This window comes from Acidisphaera sp. L21 (assembly GCF_009765685.1).
In the GTDB taxonomy this organism is placed as follows: Bacteria; Pseudomonadota; Alphaproteobacteria; order Acetobacterales; family Acetobacteraceae; genus LMUY01.
In genome coordinates, this window is the sequence record NZ_LMUY01000132.1 from 14,462 (window position 1) to 38,003 (window position 23,542).

Consider the following 23,542-nt stretch of genomic DNA (forward strand, 5'->3'; position numbering starts at 1 on the left):
AGGTGGGGCGAACCGATCGACTTTATTGTTGCGCTGTCTGACGCACGGCGGCCAGAAACATGACGCCGACATTGACGTTGGCATCGAGATGAACCGTTGGGCCGCGCGGTGCCTGCTGGTTCAGCGTATTCCCAAGCTGTTGCGCCGCGACGCCGGCTCCGACGCCAAGCTGCTGCGGGAAGTTCAGCTGCGTCGAGTAACTCGTCCCGCCCAACGGGCTCAGAACGCCGTTCGTGTTGGATGTGGTGGCGAGGGCTTGCCCAAGGCCTTGAACGAAGGCCGCCGCCGCAGGGAGAGCGAACCGCGCAAGGTAATGTTCATCCACGCTGCTGGCAACAGTGGTTTCCATCGTTTCCGGCGCCGTGACGATCGCGTCCACGCCAATGCTCTGGCCCTGATGCTCAATGGTGTTGACGCGGACAACGAGGCGGTCGGCCGAGCCTGTGCCGTTCGAGGTTGCCTTACCGAACGATCCGATCATGCGATCGCCGGCGAGCGGACCGGAATCGGCCTGCAAAACGACGGGGCCATCAGAATCCGAGGACACCGCAAGGATCGTATGGGCAAATACCCCCCTGCCGGCTGGCAGGAGTAGCCGCCCCGCGGCGGCCCTGGCGGTCGATCGGCTCGCAGCAAACCCCGAGTCAACCGCGGCCGTGCGGACGGGTCCTGGATCGCTCCCCGATTGCCCGCTTCTACCGGCGTCCGCGGCATCCGCCATGGGCTGGATCTGGATGTCGGTTCGGGGCGACCGGCCACTCCAACCGCGCAGGAGACGGTTAATGGCATCATTGTACGCCTGTTGTTCCTGCGGATCGACCTGCGTGGTCTGAGCGACGGTATGGACCATAGGATCAGGGGTGTAGTGCAGTGGCTGGGCGGCGGGCGTCGGAGGGGTCTGCGCCGCGACATGCTGCGCCAGCGGGGCGGGTGGCGCGAGGGACGCCGGGGTTGCCAGCGTCGGGCCCGAGGCGGGCGGCGCGCTGAGAGGCTGGCTGGCAGCGATGGGAGGTGTGTAGGACAAGCCGGAGCGGACCGCTTGGTCCGCTTGCTCGCGGTTTGTCGCCAAGGCGAGCTTGTCCTGCTGCGGATTACTCTGCAGGCCTCCCGGCAGCGGGTTGACCGAGGGCAGCCGCGCGACCTGCGACGCCAGCGGCGAACTGGAGCCTGAGAACGAGACGTACGTGATCGCCGCCGCGACCACGATCACCCCGCCGCCGATGATGAGGAAGCGCCGGGGACCGGCATAGGCGGCTCGGTTGAAGACACTGCCCATCTGCAGCTTCCTGGCAAAGCTCGACATCATCGTGCGTCCTTCAGTTCAGCGGAGATCGTTTGAGAATCGGCGGACAGCAACACGACGGGTGTACTTTGAATGGCATAGATCGTCGTGCCGCCCTCACCACTTTCCGACGCATCCCAGGCCGGTGACATCAAGGTGTAGCGGGTCCGGATGTAGGTCTCCCCGCCAAGTCGCCACGCCATGACTTCATCCGGCGAGACGCCGGACACATTGAGCGGCACGGCCTCGGCCGGTGCTATCCCCGCCAGCATGGCGTTGAGGTAGGGCGCACCCGTGACTGGCGCACCGGGTCGCGTATCGACCATGACTTTGGCGTTGGGGCCGCGGTCGGAGACGTGGATGCTCATATCCGCGTCGTAGCGGTCGCGTCCGGCGATCATCAGGAATGATAGCGGCTTCGGCCCGTTTTGCAGGTTCACCACCAGGCCGCCTCGCGGTACCAGCGACATCGGCGTAATCTCAATAGTGTTTGAGCCCTTCACCGGCACGCAGACGTAGAACCCGACGGCGTTGACCGAGGGGCTGCCGTCACCGCCAGACACGGCCTGCGAGGAGTTGCAATTGGTGCCTCCGGCGACGTTCGCGGCATTGCTATTGGTGTTCCAGCCAATGGGCCAAGGCTGGCCCGTCGCGTCGAAGAAGCTGATGGCCGTCGGATAGCCGCGCACGGTTTGAATGATGCTCGTCGCTTGCCCGGGCGCGAAGGTCACGCTGACCATGCGGCTGACCGGCGAGGCGACCTGTTGCGTCGCTTGCTCCTGAGCCTGTTGCGCTGCCCCGTAGCGGCGCTCCAATTCCTGGATCATGTCCGGCGTCAGTGGGATCGCGTTGCGAACCGCACGCTGCCCGGCCGGGTCGAGGCCACTCAGGCCTGGATCCGCCGGGGTCGTCGGCGGAGGAGCGGTGGATGGGCTTGAGGCGTCCTGCGCAAACGATGCAACAGGGGCTAGGCCTCCAACCAGCAGCAGGACAGCCAGAAGACTGGGGCGCACGACAACCTCTCTTTCAATACGCTTTGGCGGTGAGTTGCTCGATCGCTAGACCGTCGGGATGGTCTTGGTCGTTCACGCGGACGATCAACGCCGTCATCATGAGGTTCGACGTGCTCTGCTGGTTGACGTTCTCGCAGGTCTGAACCATGGGGAATTGAACCTGGTAGGCGAGGCGGCCGCCAATGATCGACGTCTGACGGATGACGGCGCTACGCTGTGCCTGCGCGTAGCACGTCAAACGTGCGCGCTGCATTTCATCGAAATTGCCGCCCTTGATGTAGCTTGCACCAAAGCTACCCCAGCCGTTCCGCGTATAGTGCTGTCCGGCGGTATTCAGCTGTTGCGCAAAGTCATGATAGTTGACGTTGTAGGGCGCCAGCACCCACTTGACGGACCACTCCAGCAATTCCGTGTCGTCCACGATTGGACTGTCCAACGCCACGGCCGGCGTGGGCGGGTTGCGACCGTCGACGAAGAAGTATTGTGGCTTTGCTGGATGCGTCCATACATACGCGTCGTGAACGACGAAGATCGCCAGCAGAGCCGACAGGGCCATCACGACAAAAATACTGTTGCGCACGACCCAGCCCTGGAAGTCCGGGTCTGAAAGACGACGATTTACAGCGGCGGCTTGGTTTTGCATGACAACTCCCTGCAATGACCCTGTGACGATCTTGCGAGCGTCTGGTGCGAACCGTTAGCGTTAAAAAGCTAGTCCCCGCCTTTTGGCATTTCGTTTGTCGCGTCTTGATTTGAACATGTCTCCGACCTTCCAATACGGAGTGATGCCGTCGACTTCGCTTTTTCGAAGTTCGCCGCCTCGGGCTTTGGCGTTGGCCTCCCCCAGCGCCCGATCGAAATGGTCGACGAGGTCTTTATGGCTGCTTGGCCCCTTGGCGTTCAGCCAATAAGCCGCGGAAGCGATGGTTATATAGGAAACGCCATAATTCTCGGCGATGACGCTGATCCGCTGGCCGGACCAAACGCGCCAACCAACATCGACGTAAGCCTCAAGGTTCTTTAGCCAATCAACTTGCAGCCCCTTGCGCTTGGAGGTCAGCTCAAGAACCTTGTCACCGCCGTATACCGGCCATCGGGCGGGCAATCGCGGTTTCGCCGTATCTGCTTTCGGCGGTGTGACCGGCTCAGGGACCGCTGGCTCTGGCCAGTGCAGCAATCTTCGATCGCGTCTTGCTAGGCCGAGGCGCCGAGTCTGGTAATAAATACTGCCGCGGGATCGCCCGAGCCGGTCGGCGATGCAGGCGGCGGACCAGTTGTTGAGCCAGCCATCGAGCAAGATTGGAAAGTCGCTCTGCGTCCAGGCACGAGCGCCTCCTCGCCGCATCGGTCGATCATGCGGGGTGGGTAAATTGAGTTGAACAATGAGGCCGAAGATTCGGTCGCGAGTCAGCGCTAGAAAGAAGCACAGTGCTTCGAGGCCGTGGCCTTGCGCCACCATCCCGCTAAGCAGAGCGCAATACTGCCCTTGACTAAAGCGACCGGCCGTGTGGGCCAGGGGAGACAACGTCTCCGTCCGGCAAGGTGGTGGTGCGCACGGCGTTGCGCGCGACCGCTGCGGACCTTCCAACGGTTGCATCTTCTGCCCTCCCCGATATCGGCGGCAGCACTATAACCAAACATATCTCTATATAGTCTAGTGTGAAAACGGTCCCTAACAGGGAAAACATTGTTACAGCCCGGTTTAGAGGTTTGCCTGGATGCGTGCTGCCGGGGCGGACCGCGGACCACTAGGCGGCCTGCCGATCTCATCGGCATCCGTCGATCCTGTTCGCTGGTGGCAAAATTAAGCGCCGACTATGGCTATAGGCAAGGCAATACTGGCGCGAACGAGAGTAGATGCAATTATAGATTACGTTCAGCAGGCTGGCCGTTTTCCGGTCGTGACGGGACTAAGGCCCTGTTCTGGCGTGGTAAGCCAGGCTATAACCAGTTACTGACGGGGCGAACGTAATAACCCGCTGTCATAAAACTATCACTACTCCACTGAGCGTCGAGGTTGATCGGCACATCTTGTGATGTGCGGGCGTGCGACCGCTGCGGAGTAGAGTGAACGTCATGTCTGTTGTGAGAGACCGGAGCCCCAAAAGTGGGGAGGTTAGACGAGGGCTCCTCCTGGAGGAGCCCTCGTGATCAATGGTCGGCCTGTGCTTAGTGGGGAATGGTCCTGTCGATCGGTTCAAGATCAAGGGCCTGAGTGCCGCGTTGCCTCGAACCTACCCGACGATGCTCGCTTCCTCGCGCAGTTCGTCCGCCAAGCGATCCAGCATACGCAGTTGCGACACGACCCGCTCTTTGACGTCGACAATGGTACTGGCCACTTCCGTCAGCTTGGACGACGTGCGGGGCGTGGTACGCGGAAACAAATCACCGACTTCCAGGTCAAGGGCGGCGGCGATCCCCATCAGCCCCTTGATCGTCATGTTTTGGCGACCAGCCTCAACCATGAAAATGGCGGCGGAGTTAAACCCACAGAGCTCCGCCAACTGCAGTTGCGTCAGGTTTTTCGCCTTACGAATCCGTCTCACGGTGGCGCCCAAATGCGCCAATGTCGGGTGGATTTCCGATAAAGGGGTTCTGGATGCGCGGCGGCTTGGCGTCACCTCGGGCTCGGGCGCGGCCTCCTCAATCTTCGGATCCGGCTCCAGGGCGGCCTTACCCCTTTTCAGGTTGGGAGACTGTGCCGGGATGGCGCGGACAGCTTCAAGCGCACGCGGAGCTGTAGCGCCGTTCTTTTTCTCCTCCGCGGGGCGCGGCGGGGCGGTTTTCGTAGTTCTAGGCATAACGGCCTGCCGTGTGGCGCATACTACTGTCCTTTCTCTTTGCGACGTGAGGAGAGGGTGCCCCTCCCTGGCGCGACGCGCGACTGGATGAATCCCCTCCCCGAACTCTCAACGCGGCTTCTCTCAAAACCTGACAAAGCGAACAACCCCGTTCGCCCCGGATTCGCCTACCCTACGTCGTATGGAGGATCAACATGGCTATTGCGATGACATTTGGGGTTGGAAGCATCATTTTGCTGCTTCATCCGCTAGCGGTGGATTTCAAGATCGACGGAACCGCGCCACCTCCAGCGGTGACCCAGGGGCCGACCACGCTCGCTCCACCGGTTGCCCCGATCGATAGCAGCCCCGTGCCAAGGCCGGCGTTCCACGCGAGTCCTCCGATTGCACTCGGCTTCGGCCGTGATGTGCCTCTGGACTTCGCCGTACGCCAGGTCGCCCCGCGATGGGTCCATGTGTCCTACGGCAACAGCGTCGACCGCCAGGTCCGTGTCAGTTGGCATGGAGGCCGGCCATGGAACCAGGTGCTCGGAGGCGTGCTGATGCCGCTGGGCCTGCATATGAAGATGTCCGGTCGTACGCTCTGGATCCACGACTGAATCTTTTCCGTCCGTTCGCCCCAACCTCAGTCACCCTCCGCTCATGTGATGTCATGAGGAGGCCGCGGTGCCCGAATTGGAGATATCGTCCGTCCTGGATTGGTTGCGGCGTGAAGAACCGGACCGAGACGGGATACTGGCACAATCGGTCACCTCAGTTGAAGCCCATCCGGATGTCGAGGCGGCATTGTCGCGCTTGGGGGGCGCCCTGGAGGAGGCCCTGGCGGTAGATCGGGCGGTGCTCGCATCCCGCCTCAGGACAAGTCTCCTTCGGGATGATCTGCGGGCGGTCATGGGGCAACTGGGCTTCCCGAGGGTCCTCCGCCTCCTTGATTGGCTCATGCAAGCCGGGCTGCCGGAAAGCGACGCCATCCTGGCTGCCGTGTTGGAGCCAGACCCATCAGGTATTGGTCAGTATCTTCAGGCAACCCTCGCTGGTGCGGCTAAGCCGCCGCTCCTGGAGCGCATCTACGCCCCCGGCCGCCTCGCCGCCTTGATGGCGGCCTGTGAGCCGGCGGTTGGATTGCGGGTCGCTGCATGATGCACCGTATCATCCCCTTCATCGCCCTGGCAGCCCTGCTCCCGGGGGTAGCGATAGCCCAGACCGCCACCAGCACCACGGGCAGCCAGGCCTGCGCCACCATCGTCCAAGCCGCCGCCAACGGCGTGGCAGCCCGGATCAGCGCCGACGACACCAGCATCAACCCGCCGCAAAGCGTTACCAAGCTCTCTTGCCTGCAGAATTTCTTCAACGGCGTGGGCCTCGACGTCGTCACGAACCTGCTCAATCCGTCCACTCTCCTGCAAGCGGTCGAAGGGCAGCTTTGTCAGGCGGTCAACAGCGCCTGGCAGAGCACCTTGGGATCCGCCCAGTGCGGACTGACCGTCACCGGCTTCAACATGGGCTTCGGGCTCGGGCTTGGTGGCGGGACCATGTGCCCAAAACTGAGTTTTGGCGGCGGCGGCCCGCCGATCGGATCTGTCAGCACCGGCTTCAACACCCAGCAGGGCTTCGGCCTTTACATGAACGGCGCGCCATCGGCTCCGACCGGCTATCCGGTCGTGTCGTCCGGCGGCCTCTACTAGGAGGCGTCAATGAACCGCAAAATGCTGCTCGCCACCGCCGCTGGCGCCATAATCGGCGCCGTGCTTTTCAACGCCAGGCCGTCCTTCGCGCAGTTGGCGACGATCGACGTGGCCTCCATTGCCGCGCAGATCAAATCTCTCGCCCAAGAGACTGGCATTCTCGACGTTCTCAACGCGATGAACACGGTCCAAAGTACAATTTCTAGCACGATGAAGGACATCAATACTGCCATAGGCAACACCACTTACGGCGACACGAACACGTTGCTGCGGGAAGGCTTCACCCAGCAGGCCAATTACGCGAAAGGCCAGGTTGGTGCCCAGCAGCAGATCACCGACGCGTCCAACACCGCGATGGCCCGCTTCCAGCGCGATGTCCGCAATAGCCAAATCCGCGACCAGCAGACGCCGAATGTCCAAAACTGCACCACGCTGGATAGCGGCCAGGTCGTCACCGCCGCCGCCCTCCAGGGATGGCGCACCGGCCAGACCATCGAGGCCGTCATGGACCCTCGCGGCGAGGCGCTCATCAACACGCCAGCCTACTACGGCGCCGGACAGGCCATGCAGGCGGCCGGCCAGGTTCATCTCAGCCGCTACTGCTCCTCGACCGACGCCGCGGCCGGGCTCTGCACCGAAGTGGCCGTGGCGATGCAAAACGCCGATCAGCGGGCGTCCAGCCTCTTCGGCACCGACAACCTGAACGATCAGAACGGCATCAACGCCGCCAACGACTTTGGCACCAACCTGATCCAGCCCATCGTCCCGGCTGCCCTGCGGATGGATCAGCTCACCTCGATCAGCGGCCAGGACGCCGCCGCACACCGTCGCGAATACAACGCGCGGATGTCCCTCGCCCGCAGCGTCATCAACCTGGCGATCGGGCAGCAAACACCGGGTGTGACTCTCACCACCCAACAGCAACAGCTGCTGACGAATGAAGGTCTCACCGTCCCCACGAGCGGGTCCTGGCTGCAGGCCCTGAGCCTGGAGGCAACCCGGCGGATCAGTGACGTGACCTGGGCCGCTGGGCTCCAAGCCATGCCCCCGGCCTCGGTGGAGCGCGAGATCGCCACCGAGCTGGCGCTCAGCAACTACCTCGCGATGCAGAACTACCGGGTCACCCTGCTCAACGCGACGATCGCTGCGACGCAACTGTCGGCCACCGAAGAGACGAACTTCCGGCCGGCCACGCCAATGCCCTCCCCCTCCATGGCCGCAAACTGACAGGAGCTCTCCATGCCCGATGGCAGCACGCCTCCAACCAACCCGCGTCCCGCTGACCCGTCCACCAGCCACCGTGATCCAATCCACGATCTCATCACACGGCTAGATCGGGACGCCTCGACCATAGCCGCCAAGGACCCCGATCTCAGCCGCACGATTCACCAACTTTCGGAGACCGCCCTTCGGCGACCGGAATGGCTCGGGGATGCCACCTTCCGGACCCGTGTCGCCTATGCCCTTCAGGACATGGAGAAGCTCGGCGGCCCAATTACTGCCGTGCCACAGATCCTCCGGGAGGAGATGGGCCGGCTTGCCGTCACCGCCCCAAATTTGAAGGACGAGCGGCTGCAAGCGATGATGCAGGCGACGCCCGCCATTGATGACGCACGCCTTGTCCGCGAGATACGTTCGCTCGCCGTAGCCGCCGGTGGTGCGCGAATGCGAGAGAATGCGGCACCTTCCCGTGACGTCCTAGACAACCTGGAGAATCGAGTTCGGCTGGCGAGTTCTCCTGCTGGCCCCGTATCCAGCGGCCCGGATCAACGCTCGACCATTCCGGAGGGGAGGTCATGGAGGCCGGCTGGGACGGACATCGATCAGACCCATGCATCTCGCTCTCCGGGCAGTCAAACCGGTCCAATCAGGGACGTCCCCGGCTGGGAGAAGCCGGCCGTGCCGCCGTCTGGGAGCGAGACGAACAATCCACCGCAGGCGACGGTCACGGGCCGCGGGCCGGGTGTCGTCGCCCAAGCACTGGCGGCGCTTGCGCGGCACGCCCAGCAAGAGAGCCCCAATTGGGACCGGCAACCAACCTCGGTCGTCGATCGCTCGGCGCGCCACGAGGATGCCTTCCAGCAGCGCCGCGATGAAGCCACCATCCAAGGCGCCGAGAAGTCTCAGCGAGCCGCCATGGAGGCCGTGCGAGCCTTCTCGCAGGGACCTGCATCCAACATCCTGACCAAGATCCAGGACGCCGCCAAGGCAGAACCCGGCGGCATGCCGGCCGTGTTGTCCGAAATGCGCGAAGGTGGCCGGTTCGCCAGCCTCCGCTCGCAATTCAACGCCGACCTGGTTGTGGAGCGCGGCGCCGCGGCCGCCTGGGACAGGATGGCCGGCAGCCTGCAGCAATACGGTGCCGACCGCTCCGCCGTGGCCGCGATCGGGGCACGGCAAAACACCGCGGCGGCCCTGGACGCACGCTTCGAAAAGATGGACGCCGAGATCGGCAAGGCAACTTCGATCATCCCGAGCAGGCACGATGGCAAGAGTGTCATGGACGATTTGGGCGACAAGTTCCGAGAGATACTCGATCGCGCGATCAACGCCGTGAAGTCGGCCTTTAGGCCCTCGGCCGAACGCAATGCGCGGCCCTCCGACGGCCCCTCTCCCGGCCCCTGACAATTTTGGATTGGTTCGCCCCATAAGCCTTCACCCTCGCAGCACCATAATCCTGCGAGGATGTCATGCGTCGTTCCTGGGCCGCCGTGCTGGTCTTGCTGCTTACCATGGTCGCCGTCCCTGCCTTTGCGCAGACGACGGCGACCAACAGCGGCTTCAACCTGAGTTGGAGTGCGCTCGATCCCGGAAACGACTGGGCGGCGACCGTCATCCAGAACGTCTTTCCGATCTCCGGCACCAATGGTGTCTCAGCAACGCAGACGACCGTCATCGGGCAGATGATCGGACAACTCACGGGCTTCGTGGCGGCGATCGCGATGGCGTTCCTGTGCTATTCAACGATCATGCAAATCCACCGAGGTGCGGAAACCTCCCGCCTTCTCGGCAACAACATGACAGGCATGTTCATAGTTCGGCTCGGCTTTGCCGCGATCATGATGTTCCCCGTGCCTACACTCGGCTTCAGCGTCGGACAAGCTGCCGTCGTCAAGATGTCGCTGTGGGGCGTCGGCATGGCAAAGTCGGTCTACACCCAAGCGGTCCAGGCGATTGGTCCAGACGCCATGGTGGTCGCGCAGCCAATGATCCCGGGCACGGAGACGATCGTCCTCGGCCTTATTCAGAACGAGTTGTGCCGCTCGCTGGTCAATGCCGCGTCCAACACGACCAGCGCCGCGACCCAGCTGGTGCCCGAGCCGAAGCCCGTCGTGATTGGCAGCGCGACCAGCGGTCAAGAGACGATCCTCGGCTATAGCCTCTCGGTCGGCAATGTCGGTTCGACGCCGGCTTGCGGCACGGTGACGATCTCCGCCCCATTGCAAGGGGCAACCAATATCGCCGGCGTCCCCGTCGACCAAAGTGCAATTCAGCAGCAGGCATTGACCAACGTTCTCAACAACGACATCGCGACGAACGTCCAAACCATCGCGACCGCCTTCTTCAACGACCGAAAAGCTTCCGACCTGAACGGGCTCATGAACGTTCTGACCAACGCCACCCGCGACTACACGAGCCAACTTACATCTGCGGCACAGACCGTGACGCAGAACCTGCGTTCGTCTCTGCAAACCGGTGGGGCCGCAGCACTTGCCAATAGCAGCACCAATCAAACCCAACTCAGTGCCCTAGGGTGGACCGGGGCCGGCGCCTACTATCTCGAATTCGCCCGTCTCAACGGCCAGACGCTTTCGCTCCTGAGCGCGGTTCCACAGGTGACGGCGCCCAGCTACGATGGTTTTGGGCCCTCCCTCTCCAGCGATCTGGCACCGCTAATCCAATCCTCCACCGCCTTCCTGACCACGCTGTCGAACTATGTTACGACCCAGGACGGCATGAATCAGCCCGGCGGCCAGGGGGACCTATTCTCCGGCGCGACCCCCGGCATGGACGGGTCCGGCATCATCGAGCAGGTGTTTCGCCGGCTGCATCTCAACGACTACGTGCTGCAGCTCTTCGAAACGGCGATCGCGCCGACCGGCAACCAATGGACGGACCCGTTCTCGGCGCTCATGGGGCTAGGCAACCTCATGGTGACCGTTGCCGTGGCCGCCATGGGGCTCGCGGCATTGGCCGCGTCCGGCACCGCCTCGACGGCCACAGCAGCGTTCCAGATACTCACGCTCAATTTTACTGGGGCCGGACTGACGGCCGCCGCGCACTTCCTCATGACCTTCCTGGGCACGCCGATCTTTGCCTTGCTTCTTGGGTTGTTGATTCCGGGCCTGACGATCGCCTTCGTGTTGCCAATGATCCCCTGGATCATGTGGATGGCTGGCGTCATGGGCTGGCTGATCCTGGTCTGCGAGGCGGTGATCGCCGTGCCGCTCTGGATGCTCGCCCACATGACGATGCAGGGTGAAGGGCTGCATGGCCGCGCCAGCGAGGGCTACGCCCTCTTGTTCAACGTCCTATTCCGCCCGGTCCTCATGCTGTTCGGCCTCTTCCTGGGCTACTTCATATTCGCGTCCATCTCCTTCCTGATACGCCAGACCTTCGGCATCGCGGCCGGGTTCGTGCTCGAGCACGGCTGGATCGTCACCAATGTCCTGGGCGTCGTTGTGTTGTTGTCGATCTTCGTGATGACCCATGTTGTGGCGGCACTTATGTCGTTCCGCATGATCTCGCTGGTTCCTCATCATGTGCCGGCGCTACTTGGTTTCCATGGAGCCGGCCGTGTGGACATAGACCAGTTCAGCAAGGACGCAGCCCTAGTTGGCGTCGGGGGCACGCTGATGAAGATCGACGAGGGCATGACGGCCGGGGTTCAGGCTGTAAGCAAAGCTCGTATCGAAGGTGGTGATGCACGGCCGCGCCTTGCTGGTCCTGGAGGTACGACGGGCACGTCTGACGGGTCTTCCTCTGGACCTCCATCTGGTGGTATGGATTCTACGCTGCGCGCGACCACTGACTTTTCACCCCCCTCCGACGAGGAGGCCTAGATGAGCGATGATACTCAGGATAGTGGGCCGAGCGGTTGGGCTTGGTACCAGTTGGGACGGATGGCAGCGAAAGCTGATCGGTCACGGTCCGAAGCTATCGCGTCCGTCTTTGCCGCGAGACGACATAGGCACGTAGTCGCGGACCCATTGCTTGCCCAGAACCAGGCACTCGCGGCCGAAAACGCGCAGCTGCGGCGGGACTTGGCAGAATACGAGCACAATTATGCTAAGCTGCGCGCTTGGGCTGAGGAGGCCGCCCGGGACCTGAAGCTGCTACGAGGCGAGCAAAACTAATAACGCGTTCGTTCGCCCCGAACGCCGGCATGGTGGTCCCGTTCAACATGGAGACCATCATGCGCCCTGCCCTTCCAATCGCTGGCCTGCTGCTTATGAGCCTAGCCGCGTGCGCTACCCCTCCCAACGTCAAATCCGCCAGCGACTATGACGCTCCGGCCGCGCCGCCGGTGAAGCATCCGCTCTACGATCCCTATGCTGCGTACGGACAGGCCAATGCTACGTGGCGGCCGCCCGTCGTAAACCGGGAGGGTACCATCGTGAAACCTTCGGATCCTTCAGTGGATCAGGGGCGGCCCGATTACGAGCACGCCGAGTGGGCAACCGGAGCGGCCGGAGGGAGCACGCTGGCTCCCCCCGGCACGTTCTGATTAGCGCGGCAGAAAGGGCTCGGTCGTTTTCAGGTAAGCGACGGGCGAGCCCAGCCGACGCGTTCTGAGTTGCCAATTCAGCCAAGCGCTCTTGAAGGCAAGAAGAAAAAACAGCGTGCAGAACGGCAGGAACTCCAGCGCCGAGAACAGTCGCGCGCTGCTCATCCCGATATGCAGTGCGCCGTACAGCCACAGCACCAGAAAGACGGAACCGAGACCGAACATCGCGTAGGCGGCCCAAGCGGTCTGCCCCTGGCGAAACCGGAGCCGCTCCACCAAAGCTTCAACGCTCATGCCGTAAGAAAACGCCGTTGCCAGAAGGTCTATGCTGCCATCCTCGTCTGACTTCAGCCGTGTGTCGGTCGGGATGCCGCGTCTCAGCAGCCCCCATAGCCCACCAATGAAGCGCCGGCCTTCGGAGATTTCCTGGAAGCCGACATTGGCGACGGGGCTGCCGGCGATGAATTTCGCCCGCCGCCAGTTTCTGCGCATGAAGGAAAGACGGTTTCGATCGATACTCTGTTCATCCTTGCCCGATGGGAAAAGGTCCATCGCCTCAACTCCCGATCGAGGCGACCAGACCGCCGATGTCCGGCGGGAGGCCGTCCAATCGACCGGCCGACCCGTCCGGCTTGCGCCAGATCAGCGTCGGCGTACCCTGAAGATGGATCGCCGCAGCCGCCGCCATGTTCACCTGTAGCTTGCCGCTCGCGTCCGCAGCCGGAGGGCCCGCCATATGGCCGGTCTCCCAGGCGGCGACCAACTGATCACTTGGCGTGCTGACCAGGTCGAGCGCGCTCCTCGTGCTCATCCCATTGTCCTCTCCGTCGAGGATCGTAAGTGGGATGACATTCAACCTCACCTTCCCGGCCGCGACGAACGGCGCCAGTTGCTGCATCGCCCGCACCGAGAAGGAACACTGCGGGTCGATGAACATCCATAGCTCGGGTGCTGACGCGTTGCCGATGCTGCCGTGAGTGGTGCTCTGCGCCACGGCGATCAGGTTAGGATTGTTGGACGTTTGATCCGTGGCAGTTGCTGGACCGCTGGCGCCAGCGGCGGGAGCGGTGTCGGCGCCGATCGTCACCGTTGGAATGGCGCCGGGGATCGCCGCAACCTGGTCGCGCGTGAGGTCCTTGCCGGTCGCATCCCACATGACGCCGGGAATGACCCGCTCGCTGTCCGGGCTCGCGTAGAAGACCTGAAACTGCGGCCCGTTGTGGAGAAAGAGAGCGCGCAAGCCATGCTGCGCCGGTAGTTCGGTGAGATCCTTCCCGCCGATCGCCCGCAGCTGATCGACGGAGAGATCGGTCATCAGTCCGGCAACGGCCGCCTGACCATCCGGGCTCACCTCGAACACCATGACCTGCGCATCGTGCCGCGCGGAGATGGTGCGCAACCCATGCGACATCCCGAGGTCGGACAAGGTCGCGCCCGCAGCGGCAATATGGGCCAAGGCTGGAATTGCCGCGAAGTCCGCCGGAATCTTCGATGCCGCCGCGGGGGCAGTCGAAGGGAGTGCGGGAGCCTGAGTCGGGGGCGGCAGTGGCGCCACGGCAGGCATCAGCGGCACCGGCGGACCGCCCACGGTAATGGGGAGAGGAAGTTGAATCGGCGCTTCGGCCGCCATCGTGACGGGCGCCGGTAGCGCGCAGTGTGACTGCGCAAACGCCGCAAGCGGGAACGCGACCATCGTGGTCGCGAGGAGAAATGAACGCATGATGCCTCCGCGGGTGAACGTCCCCGGAGGCTAAAGCGAGGTGGGGCGAACGGGCCGATCTTTTCGGCTCATCCGGCTCAACCAACTCAAGCGCTGCACTGGCGCCGGGGGCGGCGCACCGACAAAACGAGCATTGACCTCTACCTGGTCCCGCTCGATTGAACGACGCAGCGCGGCCAATGACTCTCGCTCCCAAGTAAGGACGCTGGTCAGAGCGTCGAGGGCTCGCGTCTTGGCTTCGACCTCAGCTTGGTTACCAGCATGCATGTCGGTAATCACCTGGGCCAGTTCCTCGATCTCGAACATCGCCCCGAGCTCCTCCGCCTCGACCGCCGCAACATCGCATTCTGGCAAGTCGGAGGCTTCGGCTTTATTAACCCGATTGGCCAACGATTCGAAACTAACCACCCAGTTGATGATATGATCACTGACGGCCGGGAGGACGGGACGCCCCTTCAGGTCCAAGCCGACAAAAGCCGAAAGGTTCAGACTTGCGCTCGTGTCGCTCGTCGGTTCGCTCATCACCTTACCCCCCATATGCCGTCCGGCCCGCAAAAGACCTCAGGCTCGTTCATCACGCTTTAGTCGTAGGCATACCTCAACCATCATCAGAGCTTTACGCGCCAGTAGCGTTTCGATGTTGAAAGGTCACTGGCCCGCTTGAGAGCGATCGTGCCGGTGTAACCATAATCAAATCTGATCAGCACGAGCAATCGGTCTAAGTCACGATACAGGCGTGGGCGTGCCGGCCAATGGACATGCAAAATGCAATATCCCCTTCGCCAACTGGGCAGCAGGAAGACCGCATATTTCGGTGCCTTGCTGTCGTCCTGGGCTTCGAGGACGGCTCCTTTCAAAGAGCCGCCCTCCAGAAGCTTTTCCGTAATTTCTGCATGAGTGACGGGTTGGCACGTCTGAAGTAGGCTGGAAGGTTCAGACTGATCCATGGGTGCGTACCCTCGCCGGCTCGCAACCGTAGCTGGGTCGTGTTCGCTTTGGCCCGTCAATGGCGCAGATGGTCGAATTGCTTAAACTCCCGCTGCGAAAGGCAGAAAGACAGCTATCTGACATTTGCTACCCTGTGGCACAATCAGATGGCGTGAACCGCATGACCCTCTGGCCAAAGCTTCTAATCTCGAACTGCAACGCCAACCGTGCCACCCAGTTGTCGGACCCGGCTTCGCCTCAGAGGCGTAGTGGAAGATGGACTGAGTGTGAGCAGCTCCAAACCCCAATGTCATCAAATCGTCACGTCGTGCATGAAAGTCTTACTCACTCGTTTCCGCTCCGCTCCCAGGGATAAAACCCCAGGTTGCGCGTCAAAATCAATGGTTCCGTTCCGCGCAATTCGTCAAAGAAGCTTAGTTTCTTGGGCTGACAACCGTTTGGAATCTTATAAATCCCCAAATTCCAATAGTTAAGCCGACTGAAGCACGGGGTATCACAAAAAATGTGTTTGCTGTTCCCCATGAAACATAGCGCTAGGAGCACCCGTTCCCTGCTCAGGCGCGCAAGAACTTTGTTGCTTTCGACTGCAAGGGACGCGAGCGATCCGAAGCGATAGAGTCAGCACAGCGCAAAATCACCAGAATGTTGTTGGGCGGAGAGGCGTCGCCGCGCGAGGGCCTTGGAAGCGAGAGCTGTGTCAGCGGCGCAACATACTTTTAGCTCTCGACGCCGCGCCAACGCCGCCGGTGGGCGAAGCAACATTCCGCGCGTTGGTCAGCTTACAAATTCAGGAACCTCATCTTGTAATGGATTTGAACCACGGTGCTGCAGCGTCAACCAATTGGCTCATCGTATCCGCATCAGTTTTGCCTGACCGGACTGGAACGTGAAATGAGTGATCACCTCCCTCAATCTGTACCAGGGTCGCCTTTGGACCGAGGCTTTGAACGATCGGGCGAAGGAGCGTCAGATCCGCCAGTGCGTCGTGAGTGCCCTGGAGGAACAGCATCGGTATCTCGATTTGAGAGAGGTGCGCGGCGCGTGCGTTAGATGGTTCTTTGGCGGCGTGCAGCGGAAAGCCGAAAAAGGCTAGCCCCGCGACCTTTGAAAGCGGCTCGGCCGCCTGGGCTTGCGAGGTCATGCGACCGCCAAAGGATTTTCCGCCGGCGAAAAGAGGCAGGCCTGGCACGCGGCGTCCCGCTTCCGCAACAGCGGCCCTGACTGTTGCCTGCGCGATGGCTGGCGTGTCGGGCCGCTTTGATCCCTTTTCCATGTAAGGGAATTGGTAGCGAAGGGTAGCGATTTTCCGATCAAAAAGGGCGGCAGCCACAGTCTCAAGGAAAGGATGTGTTATGCCCGCCCCTGCACCATGGGCCATGACATATCTGGCGGTCGCCTGACGCGGCACCTGCAAGAGGCCGGACAGTCCGGCCCTCTCCGAACTGGATTGTTAAATCTTTTGCCGACACCCGATCTTCCCTCGCGTAAGCAGTCGCGGAAAATTTTTCGATAGCGTCTCTCGAGCCATTAGCATCCCGCTGCGCTAGAGAGAGACTTGATTCTGCGACATTGACGGTCCCCTCGAAACGCGGAACACTTGGTGGAGGATCGACGTCAAGCCGCTTTCGACACACCTCACACTGATTCTAGTTCTTGTTCCGTTCTCTTGTCCAGCCTACCGTGCCGCTATGGCCGACGAACCCCTTCCCCCTCCTGATATCCAGCAGCTCTCAGCGGCGACGCCCGAGGAAATCGCTGAGATCCTCGCGTATGCGCTGCGCTATGATGAGCGTGGCAAGCCGCGAAAAGGCGGCTGGGATTTCGCGGTCAACCTGGCGGCAGACCGTATCGCCGAACACATGCGGCGATCGGGCCTAGTGATCCTACGTGCCCGGTCAGGGCGCCCCCATAGCGCCGGCTAGGCGGATGTCATGCAGGACAACCCGCCTCCCTCGAACCGCCAAACGGCGCTCATTGCCCTGCGGGCCACCGTTGCTCGACTGGAACGCGGCCCTGTCGCCGCGCAAGCGACAGGGCTCTCGATTTGTCCAGCCATCGACCGTGCATTGCCAGGCCACGGGCTAACGCGGGCTGCTTTTCACGAGGTCCTCGCTGTCGATCCGGGTGCGGCTGTTGGCTTCTGCGCGCTCCTCCTCGCGCGCGCCGCCGGTTCCGTGGTTTGGATCGGCCACGAACCAGACATCTGGCCGACCGGGCTGGCGGGGTTCGGGCTTCGCCGGGCTGACTTGGTTTGCGTCGGCGCCAAGCGGCCGAAGGACGGATTATGGGCGTTCGAGGAGGCCCTGCGCTCCCCGGGCGTTGCTGGAGCCGTGCTGGTGCTGGATGGTACAACTCCTGACCTCACTGCAGCCCGGCGGCTCCAGCTGGCGGCTGAGACTGGCGGCGGCATCGGCCTGCTCGTGCTGCCTGACACCACCCTCATTCCCCCGTCGGCCGCGCGCAGCCGCTGGCGCGTGGCGTCCGTCGTGGCCGGGCGGTCGGGTGAGCCGCGCTGGCAATTGACGCTGATCCGTGCCTCGGGCGGTCGCCCAGGGGCGTGGATGGTGCGCTGGGATCGTGCGACCCAGACCATGGTGTTGGATGCAGGCGCCGGGTCCGCTGAAATACCTACCCGACGCGCCTCGGCATGAAGAGCCGGCGTTACCTCGTGTTGCACCTGCCGCGCCTTGCGACCGATCGCATTCGCCAGCGCGAGCCCGAGTTGGCCGGGCAGCTACTCGCGACCTGGGCCAGCGTGGGCAATCGCCGCCTTCTGATGGGCGTGGATGCACCCGGCGCCAGCCTGTATGCCGGCCAGGCGCTGGCTGATGCCCAAGCCATGTATCCCGATCTGGTGCTCCGGCCGGCGGATGGTGATGCAGATATGGCGTTCCTGGAGCGTCTGGCACTGTGGGCGGTGCGCTTCACGCCCCTCGCCGCCGTTGATCCGCCAGATGGCCTCGTGCTCGACGTCACCGGCTGCACGGACTTGTTCGGCAGCGAGGCCGCCCTGCTGGCCCGCGTCAGCGATAGCCTGACAAATGGCGGCGTTTCGGCTCTGGCGGTGATGGCAAGCGTAGCCGACGTCGCCGCCGCACTCGCCCGAGCCGGCCAGCATGGGCGGATCGTGCCGCCCGGCGGCGATGCGGCGGCCGTGGCCGGATTATCCCTGAGTATGCTGCGACTGCCGACGGAGTGCGTGGCTGGCCTCAACCGTCTCGGGCTGCAACGCGTCAGCGACGTGCTGCGCCAACCCCGTGCGCCGCTGATGCGGCGCTTTGGCCGGCCGTTGATGGACGTGCTTGACGCGATCACCGGCGAGCGACCCCGCGCTCTGCCACCCGTCCGTGCGCCGGCAGATTTCATCGAGGCGGTGAACTTTCTCGAACCAATCATCACGCGCTCGGCGATCGACATAGCCTTGGACGCCATGCTGGAGCCGCTGTGCCGCCGTTTGGGTGAAGCTGGTCAGGGGGCACGGGCGGTGACGTTGCGCGCCTTCCGGGTCGACCGCGATGTGCAAGAGATCACCATAGGCACCGGTCTGCCCAGCCGCGTGCCAGCCCATCTCCGGCGCCTGTTCGCGAACGAGCTGGATCGGCTGGAGCCGGATTTGGGCTTCGAGCGGATGACGCTGGAGGCCGGGATCACCAACGCCATGGTCGCGGCGCAGGATGCGATGGTGGCGGTGAACAACGCGCAAGCGGGCAAAGCCGAAGCGCTGGCGCAGCTGCTGGATCGTTTATCCCAACGCCTGCCCGTCTGGCGTTTGGCCGAAGGCGAGAGCCATTGGCCAGAGCGGCAAGCAGTCCGGGTGGGTCCGTTTGATCCGGTCACGCCGTCCGCAAGACGGTCTGACGTAAGCGCTCCTGTCCGGCTGCTGCAGCGACCCACACCCTTGATGGTTCTGGCCAGCGTACCCGATGGCCCGCCCGCACAGGTTCGCCATGCTGGCGCGGTGCATCAAGTGGTCTGGGCAGATGGGCCCGAACGGATCGAGCGGGAATGGTGGCAAGACACCACGGATCGCACGGGCCGGGATTATTACCGGGTGCAGCTGACATCGGGCATCCGCCTCTGGATCGGCCGGGTCGAGGCCCTGCGACCGGACCGCCCGCCCCGCTGGTTCCTGCACGGCTACCTCGCATGACGGCCGGCTTTGCGGAGGTCGGTGCGCGGACGAACTTCACCTTGCTGGACGGAGCGTCGCATCCATCGGAGATGGTGGCGAGCGCTGCCGCGCTGGGGCATGCCGGGATCGGCGTCTGCGATGTGAACAGCCTGGCCGGGGTGGTCCGTGCCCATGTTGCAGCCAAGGAGCTCAAGCTGCCCTTCATCGTGGGCACGCGTCTCGTGCTGGACGATCAGGCGAGCTATCTCGTCTGGCCAACGGACCGGGCAAGTTATGGTCGACTGACCGGCTTGCTGTCTCTCGGCCGGATGCGGGCGCCGAAAGGGCAATGCGCCATTACGCGGGCTGAGATGCTGGAGCACGCCGAGGGCTGGGCCATGGCTGTTCTCCCACCTTCCCTACCGGACGCCCTCTTTGCCGAACGCCTGCAGGCCGATGCCCGTGACCTCCGCGACCGCCTCGCCGTGCCGCTGCTGTGCTCGGCGCCGGTGATCCTGGACGGGTCGGATCGGAAGCAGCTGGCTACACTCGCCAGTATGGCGGACGCCGCCAATGTCGGCCTCCTGGCCACAACCGATCCGCGCTACCATCACCCGGATCGACGTCGTCTCGCAGATATCCTCACCGCCATCCGCCTCGCCGTGCCAGTCGACAAGATTGGCTATGCCGCAGAGCGCAGTGGCGAACGCTGCCTGAAGAGCACCGCCGAAATGGGCCGGCTGTTCGCCGCCCACCCAGAAGCCCTCGCCAACAGCCTCCTTGTTCTCGAGGCCGGACTGGGTTTCTCGCTCGACCAACTGCACCACGAATACCCGGATGAAATCCTGGAGCCAGGCCGGCCGCCGCTGGCCACGCTCACCGATCGTGTGCAGGAGGCGGCAGCCGCGCGATGGCCGCAAGGGGTGCCGTCCGACATCCAAAAGCGCATTGCCCATGAACTGGCGCTGATCAAAGAGCTCTCCTACGCACCGTATTTCCTAACCGTGCACGAGGTCGTTCGCTTTGCGCGTTCGCAAGGCATTCTTTGCCAGGGCCGGGGATCGGCGGCGAACTCCACCATCTGCTACGTGCTCGGCATCACCGCCGTCGATCCCTCCAAGCACGACCTGCTGTTCGAGCGCTTCGTCTCCGCCAGCCGCAACGAGCCGCCCGACATCGACGTGGATTTCGAGCATGAGCGGCGTGAGGAGGTGATCCAGCACATCTATGAGCGCTATGGTCGCGACCGGGCGGCGATCGTCGGCACCGTCATCCGCTACCGAGGTCGCAGCGCCATTCGCGAGGTCGGCAAGGCGATGGGCCTGTCCGAAGACGTGACGGGGCGTTTGGCCAAAGCCAGCTGGGGTCCTGGCCGCGACGACGGCCTGGAGGCCTTGGCCGACCACGAAGGGCTTGATCTCTCTGATCGGCGCCTGTCCCTGGCGCTGGAACTGGCGGCTGAGATCCAGAACTTCCCTCGCCATTTGGCCACCCATGTCGGTGGCTTCGTCATGAGCCGGGGCCCGCTGACCGAGATGGCGGTCGTTGGCAGCGCGGCGATGGAAGGCCGCACCGTCCTGGAGTGGGACAAGGACGACGTCGATGCACTGAAGCTGCTGAAGGTCGATATTCTGGCGCTGGGAATGTTGTCGTGCCTGCGGCGCGGCTTCGACCTACTGCGTCAGCATCATCGGCTGGATTACGACCTGGCTGGTGTGCCGCGCGATTGCGAAGACACCTACGCCATGCTCCGCCGGGCCGACTCGCTTGGGGTGTTCCAGGTCGAAAGCCGGGCGCAGATGGCCATGCTGCCGCGGCTGCGTCCCAGCGTGTTCTATGACCTGGTAGTGCAAGTCGCGATCATCCGCCCTGGCCCGATTCAGGGCGACATGGTGCACCCCTATCTCCGGCGCCGTTGGGGCCAGGAAGAGCCGGTCTATCCGCAGCCCTCACCCGAGTTTGGCGATCCGGACGAGCTGAAGAAGGTGCTTGGGCGCACGCTCGGGGTGCCGCTGTTCCAGGAACAAGCCATGCGGGTGGCGATTGTCGCCGCGGGCTTCACACCCAATGAAGCGGACCAGCTCCGCCGGGCGATGGCGACCTTCAAGCACACGCAGGGCGTTGGCGTTTATCACGATCGCCTGGTGGGCGGCATGGTGCGCCGGGGTTATGACCCGGAGCTGGCCGAGCGTGTGTTTAAGCAGATCGAGGGGTTTGGGTCCTATGGCTTCCCAGAGAGCCACGCCGCGAGCTTTGCCCATCTGGCCTACGCGTCCTCTTGGCTAAAGTGCCACCACCCGGCCGTGTTCGCGGCGGCGCTGCTCAATAGCCAGCCTATGGGTTTCTACGCGCCGGCCCAGATCGTCGGCGACGCCAAGAAGCATGAGGTTCTGGTGCGGCCGCTCGACATCAACGCCAGCGACTGGGACAGCACATTGGAACCTGAGATCCGGAGCGCTGATAAGCACGCCCTACGGCTTGGATTGCGCCTGGCGTCGGGGCTTGCAGAAGAGGAAGGGCGTTTGATCGTCAAGATCCGCCGCTCCGGCAACGGGTCGCCCTATGGCTCCGTCGAAGAGGTGGCGCGGCGCACGGGCGTCAGTCGCAAAGCGATGGAGGCTCTCGCAGAGGCGGACGCGTTTGCGAGCATTGGCGCCAGCCGTCGTGCGGCGATGTGGGATGCCAAGGCAATCGAGCGTGACATCCCGCCCCTACTGCGATTGGCGGAGAGTGCGCTAAGCGAGCCGGCGTTGATCCAAGAACCAGCGCCCGCGCTCCCGGCGGAAGCTGTTGGGCAATCCGTCGTGCTGGATTATGCCGCCACCGGACTGTCATTGCGTCAGCATCCGCTTGCATTGTTGCGGTCCCGCTTGTCACAGATGGGTTGCCACGACACGCGGCGCTTGAACACAGCGCGGCCAGGCGGTGCCATCCGACTGCCTGGGATCGTGCTGATGCGGCAGCGGCCTGGCACGGCGAAGGGCATCGTGTTCATCACCTTGGAGGATGAGTTCGGCGTGGCGAACCTGGTCGTCTTCACCAATGTGGGAGAGCGAGACCGGGCAGTGATGATCGGAGCGCGGTTAATGATCGCCGAAGGTTATATCGAACGCGAAACCGAGCACGCAGAAGTAGCCATAACTCACTTAATTTGCCGCCGGCTCATTGATCGGAGTGATCTACTACGGGACCTCAACACCGCTGATTCGGACCTATCCTGGAGCGATGCGATCCTTGACCGTGCTGATGAGATAAGGCGACCTGATCCCGGTTCAGCGCGAGCGAAAGCGAAAATGCCGAACAGCCGCGATTTCCGCTAGTCTTAGTATTGCGTTGAAGGTCGAGGTTTTGCTTACAGTAGAGGCGCGCGGTCGCCGACCAACGGTCATCCTTCGCACCGGTGTTTTTGTAGCCAGACGTTTCACCCGGTTGAATCGTTAGCGCTAGACGTTCAGACGGGAGAAGACAACAGCCGGCGCTGCCGAACCGAGAAAGGAGTTGTTCCGAATCTCCACTGACATTTGTGGGGCCATCAAAGGCCTAAAGGTTGCTCAGCGATTAGTAGAAATATTCAATATTCTTGCTTTGAAGATGACTAAGTTGCCAAGGTTATTCAGTAGCTATGGTAGCATCATCATACTTCGGCCGCTACGAAAAGAGTGGGGATTTGGCGTGACATTCACGAATGATTCTGAATATAGCGAGCCTAGCCGGCAGCAAGCATTATCGATCGAGCAGCAGCATCTGTTTTCAGAGGAAGAAACGCATAGGACGGCTAACATCCTCCAGTTCATGCTGAGTAGTCTCGATAACAAGGCCCGAAAGGCTCCCTCCCGCGAGATCAGGTCAATTTTGAACGACGTCTGCCTCCAGCTTAGGGCGTTTGGATGGTTACATACCCGGCTGCACGCGCCAGACCTTGTGGCGCCGGTTTGCTGTGTAGAAATCATATCGGGAGTCTGTAAGGCAATAGACATTCTGGTTATGGCACCAAGGGGACATAGGCTCCACTTGAAGGTTGCGGCGGAATTGACAAGTGTAAGCGCGGAGCCCACTCAAATTTACACGCTGGCTTTGGTTGTCCATGAGTTGCTTATGAATTCGGCAAAGCACGGTCTTGACGACCACCATTCCGGTTCTGTGAATGTCGATCTGTATCTCTTGGAGGGCAATTTTGTGTGCAGCGTGCATGACAGCGGATCGGGGGTAGCGAAGCAGCCAGCCGGCGCAGAGTCTAAGGGAATGCAACAATTG

Annotated in this window: 21 protein-coding genes; 11 read left to right on the forward strand and 10 right to left on the reverse strand. The window is 62.7% G+C overall.

Going from position 1 to position 23,542, the window contains the following annotated elements:
• Positions 1-22 precede the first annotated feature (22 nt).
• The 5 genes from GSQ76_RS24415 to GSQ76_RS24435 all read right to left on the reverse strand — a co-directional run bounded on the left by GSQ76_RS24415 (position 23) and on the right by GSQ76_RS24435 (position 5,096).
• A complete protein-coding gene (locus GSQ76_RS24415) occupies positions 23-1,306 on the reverse strand; it encodes a DotG/IcmE/VirB10 family protein (RefSeq protein WP_158746708.1) in 1,284 nt (427 codons plus the stop codon).
• On the reverse strand, positions 1,303-2,295 hold the full coding sequence (locus GSQ76_RS24420) for a DotH/IcmK family type IV secretion protein (RefSeq protein WP_158746709.1): 993 nt from the start codon (positions 2,293-2,295) through the stop codon (positions 1,303-1,305). The genes GSQ76_RS24415 and GSQ76_RS24420 overlap by 4 nt, the downstream gene beginning before the upstream one ends.
• Before the next feature lie 13 nt (positions 2,296-2,308).
• A complete protein-coding gene (locus GSQ76_RS24425; RefSeq protein ID WP_158746710.1) occupies positions 2,309-2,938 on the reverse strand; it encodes a DotI/IcmL/TraM family protein in 630 nt (209 codons plus the stop codon).
• Positions 2,939-2,998: 60 nt separating this feature from the next.
• The gene (locus GSQ76_RS24430) at positions 2,999-3,754 is read right to left on the reverse strand and encodes a hypothetical protein (RefSeq protein ID WP_158746711.1); all 756 of its coding nucleotides are present in this window, start codon (positions 3,752-3,754) and stop codon (positions 2,999-3,001) included.
• A gap of 775 nt (positions 3,755-4,529) precedes the next feature.
• Complete coding sequence (locus GSQ76_RS24435; protein ID WP_158746712.1) at positions 4,530-5,096, reverse strand: helix-turn-helix domain-containing protein; 567 nt, start codon at positions 5,094-5,096, stop codon at positions 4,530-4,532.
• Between the two features lie 194 nt (positions 5,097-5,290).
• Here GSQ76_RS24435 and GSQ76_RS24440 point away from each other — a divergent pair, with 194 nt between their 5' ends.
• The 6 genes from GSQ76_RS24440 (at position 5,291) to GSQ76_RS24465 (ending at position 11,844) form a co-directional block, all read left to right on the forward strand.
• Positions 5,291-5,695 (forward strand): hypothetical protein, encoded by a 405-nt coding sequence (locus GSQ76_RS24440; protein WP_158746713.1) that lies wholly within the window; start codon positions 5,291-5,293, stop codon positions 5,693-5,695.
• Positions 5,696-5,762: 67 nt separating this feature from the next.
• Complete coding sequence (locus GSQ76_RS24445) at positions 5,763-6,236, forward strand: hypothetical protein (RefSeq protein WP_158746714.1); 474 nt, start codon at positions 5,763-5,765, stop codon at positions 6,234-6,236.
• Positions 6,233-6,781: a hypothetical protein gene (locus GSQ76_RS24450; protein ID WP_158746715.1), complete on the forward strand. Its 549-nt coding sequence runs from the start codon at positions 6,233-6,235 to the stop codon at positions 6,779-6,781. The genes GSQ76_RS24445 and GSQ76_RS24450 overlap by 4 nt, the downstream gene beginning before the upstream one ends.
• A 9-nt stretch (positions 6,782-6,790) precedes the next feature.
• Positions 6,791-8,008, forward strand: coding sequence for a hypothetical protein (locus tag GSQ76_RS24455; RefSeq protein WP_158746716.1), 1,218 nt, complete (start codon positions 6,791-6,793; stop codon positions 8,006-8,008).
• 12 nt (positions 8,009-8,020) lie between these two features.
• Positions 8,021-9,406 carry a hypothetical protein gene (locus GSQ76_RS24460; RefSeq protein WP_216851279.1) on the forward strand — a complete coding sequence of 462 codons (1,386 nt, stop codon included), beginning with the start codon at positions 8,021-8,023 and terminating at the stop codon, positions 9,404-9,406.
• Positions 9,407-9,513: 107 nt separating this feature from the next.
• Entirely contained in the window at positions 9,514-11,844 is a 2,331-nt protein-coding gene (locus GSQ76_RS24465) for a DotA/TraY family protein (protein WP_254070615.1), read from the forward strand.
• 665 nt (positions 11,845-12,509) lie between these two features.
• On the opposite strand, the gene GSQ76_RS24470 is transcribed toward GSQ76_RS24465, so the two are convergent.
• From GSQ76_RS24470 to GSQ76_RS24490, 5 genes are all read right to left on the reverse strand, one after another.
• Positions 12,510-13,061, reverse strand: a complete 552-nt coding sequence (locus tag GSQ76_RS24470) for a hypothetical protein (RefSeq protein ID WP_158746719.1) — start codon at positions 13,059-13,061, stop codon at positions 12,510-12,512.
• Positions 13,062-13,065: 4 nt separating this feature from the next.
• Entirely contained in the window at positions 13,066-14,139 is a 1,074-nt protein-coding gene (locus GSQ76_RS24475; RefSeq protein ID WP_254070614.1) for a hypothetical protein, read from the reverse strand.
• Between the two features lie 120 nt (positions 14,140-14,259).
• Entirely contained in the window at positions 14,260-14,751 is a 492-nt protein-coding gene (locus GSQ76_RS24480) for a hypothetical protein (RefSeq protein WP_158746720.1), read from the reverse strand.
• Positions 14,752-14,837: 86 nt separating this feature from the next.
• Positions 14,838-15,176, reverse strand: coding sequence for a hypothetical protein (locus GSQ76_RS24485; protein ID WP_158746721.1), 339 nt, complete (start codon positions 15,174-15,176; stop codon positions 14,838-14,840).
• A gap of 797 nt (positions 15,177-15,973) precedes the next feature.
• Complete coding sequence (locus GSQ76_RS24490) at positions 15,974-16,555, reverse strand: alpha/beta family hydrolase (protein ID WP_158746722.1); 582 nt, start codon at positions 16,553-16,555, stop codon at positions 15,974-15,976.
• Between the two features lie 310 nt (positions 16,556-16,865).
• Between GSQ76_RS24490 and GSQ76_RS24495 the strand changes: the two genes are divergently transcribed.
• The 5 genes from GSQ76_RS24495 to GSQ76_RS24515 form a co-directional block, all read left to right on the forward strand.
• Positions 16,866-17,099, forward strand: a complete 234-nt coding sequence (locus GSQ76_RS24495; RefSeq protein WP_158746723.1) for a hypothetical protein — start codon at positions 16,866-16,868, stop codon at positions 17,097-17,099.
• 9 nt (positions 17,100-17,108) lie between these two features.
• A complete protein-coding gene (locus GSQ76_RS24500) occupies positions 17,109-17,828 on the forward strand; it encodes an ImuA family protein (RefSeq protein WP_158746724.1) in 720 nt (239 codons plus the stop codon).
• Positions 17,825-19,327, forward strand: a complete 1,503-nt coding sequence (locus GSQ76_RS24505; RefSeq protein WP_158746725.1) for a DNA polymerase Y family protein — start codon at positions 17,825-17,827, stop codon at positions 19,325-19,327. The genes GSQ76_RS24500 and GSQ76_RS24505 overlap by 4 nt, the downstream gene beginning before the upstream one ends.
• Entirely contained in the window at positions 19,324-22,608 is a 3,285-nt protein-coding gene (locus GSQ76_RS24510; protein WP_158746726.1) for an error-prone DNA polymerase, read from the forward strand. Before GSQ76_RS24505 ends, GSQ76_RS24510 begins: the two co-directional genes overlap by 4 nt.
• A gap of 352 nt (positions 22,609-22,960) precedes the next feature.
• The coding region (locus tag GSQ76_RS24515; RefSeq protein WP_158746727.1) for an ATP-binding protein at positions 22,961-23,542 on the forward strand (582 nt) is incomplete at its 3' end.